A 1,793-nucleotide genomic window follows, 5' to 3' on the forward strand; every position below is an offset into this window, starting at 1 on the left:
ATAACGCATTTTCTTAACTGATACTACCCCAAAGGTCGCCTATTCCATGATTAGGCGGTGCGACACCGTTCCATGTTCTTACTGGTAGATATAATCGTTCACCTTCGAAGCCGTCGTAACCTACCCAAACATGACCGTCTTGCAACATTACTTCATCATAGTTAATACTTGTGCCTGCTGGTAGCTTACCTGCTTCATTACCATCAATACGGAATGGACCGACATGCCATACTTGGATAGGTTCATTACCATTTTTGAATGTAGCTTGTTCATTTTTCCACCAAGTACCATGTTTGTTCTTTTTCCAATCTGTTGTCTTAACCACTTGTTGTTGTTCATTCTTTTTAACTTCTTTTTTAACATCGTTTTGTTTGATAACTTTGGCATTGCTTGTTTGTAATTTACCGCCGTTATAATAATATTTAATACGACTGATAAAGTAATCCTTCATTTTATTTTGGTTAACGGTTGTATACGGTGCGCCTTTGCCGACATGCAATTCCCATGAACGATGTGGGCATGATGTACCAAAGAACTCATTGTGCAGTCGTACTGTGTTTCGGTTTACTGGTAATCCATATGATTTCATAACATCAGCTGCAACTTTTAAAGTTGCTTCTTCATTTTCTAAGAACAACTTATCTGACAAGCCCCCGGATATGATTCGCACACTTCAAAGCCGATCAAGTTACCGTTTGCCCATTGATGACCACAATGCCACTCAACGTAGTCTGTTGGATGATACCAAAGCACCTCGTTTCTATTTGCATACACACTTGCCCAACCATTAACATGTGTACCGTTATTTTCACGTGCGTATAGCCAAGGTAAATATTGAGCAGGTGTCATACTTCCGTAATCATTATGGATAACCACGCCTTGAACACTTGGCTTTGGAGCTGTAATTTTATTACCTTCGATATGGTTAGAATAAATATGTTTCAATTGTTTCTCACTTCCATTCTTAGATTTATCTTGCTTTGCATTCAGCTTACTAATATCGTATTTTTCAATTGGCAATCCACTGCATACTTTTGCTTTCTCATCGTTTAAATCTGTTCCTTTAGGACGTAATTGTAAATGAAGATGTGCATTCATAGGATTATCATAATAGTTGGATGAACCTTGCAATCCAACTATGTCGCCTTGATTGACTTTATCGCCTTTTGAGAATCGTAATGAATTACGTTGCAAGTGGCCATAGATCCAATCATTACCATTGGCGTCTCTGATTTCAACTGTGCCTCCAAAATTGCCATATGTTTCAGAAGTGACTACTGTACCGCTTGTAACTGCTGGAATATCATTAGTTGCGTTATTGTATAAATCAAACGCTCTATGATAACCACCACAAAATTCATCGTAATTAATTCCATTTTCCTGATAATTTCTATATCCATAATTTTTAGGATAATTATCATAAGTGCGTGGGTCTGATGAAATTTTCCAACCTTTTTTAGTAAGGTAATCAATAGCAGTTAGCATTCTATTTCAACCCTTTCTCTTTTAAATACTTTTCTTGGTCACGCGCTGATTTTTTAATAATAAATGTATTCTTCCATACACCATATGATACTAATGCGAGGGGTAATCCAGTATTGATCACATTAATCCATGCATCTACTTTTTGAGGATTAATCCATTCCGCGCTGATTCCACTTGTGTTTAGTGCAAGATATAATGCCCCGAGAAAACCACCGATTAAACCGATGAATTGTTTAATTTTATCTTCCATTTAATTCACTCCTTTGAAATAGTAAAAAAAAGCCGACGCAGTGCGCCGACTTATTTGA

3 protein-coding genes are annotated in these 1,793 nt (G+C 37.0%); all 3 read right to left on the reverse strand.

The features are described from left to right. Positions 1–13: 13 nt before the first annotated feature. From HMPREF2846_RS14840 to HMPREF2846_RS13295, 3 genes are read right to left on the reverse strand one after another with little or no spacing between them, the layout of a single operon-like run. Positions 14–649 carry an SH3 domain-containing protein gene (locus HMPREF2846_RS14840; RefSeq protein WP_141751900.1) on the reverse strand — a complete coding sequence of 212 codons (636 nt, stop codon included), beginning with the start codon at positions 647–649 and terminating at the stop codon, positions 14–16. Next, positions 628–1,485 (reverse strand): peptidoglycan DD-metalloendopeptidase family protein, encoded by an 858-nt coding sequence (locus HMPREF2846_RS14845; RefSeq protein ID WP_083310014.1) that lies wholly within the window; start codon positions 1,483–1,485, stop codon positions 628–630. The genes HMPREF2846_RS14840 and HMPREF2846_RS14845 overlap by 22 nt, the downstream gene beginning before the upstream one ends. A 1-nt stretch (position 1,486) precedes the next feature. Continuing rightward, the gene (locus tag HMPREF2846_RS13295; RefSeq protein ID WP_070626834.1) at positions 1,487–1,735 is read right to left on the reverse strand and encodes a phage holin; all 249 of its coding nucleotides are present in this window, start codon (positions 1,733–1,735) and stop codon (positions 1,487–1,489) included. Positions 1,736–1,793 lie beyond the last annotated feature (58 nt).

This window comes from Staphylococcus sp. HMSC056G08 (assembly GCF_001812305.1).
In the GTDB taxonomy this organism is placed as follows: Bacteria; Bacillota; Bacilli; order Staphylococcales; family Staphylococcaceae; genus Staphylococcus; species Staphylococcus simulans.

Excerpts from the sequence above, each read along its gene's own strand:
- HMPREF2846_RS14845 (WP_083310014.1), bottom strand. The coding sequence starts at position 1,485 with ATGCTAACTGCTATTGATTACCTTACTAAAAAAGGTTGGAAAATTTCA.
- HMPREF2846_RS13295 (WP_070626834.1), bottom strand. The coding sequence starts at position 1,735 with ATGGAAGATAAAATTAAACAATTCATCGGTTTAATCGGTGGTTTTCTC.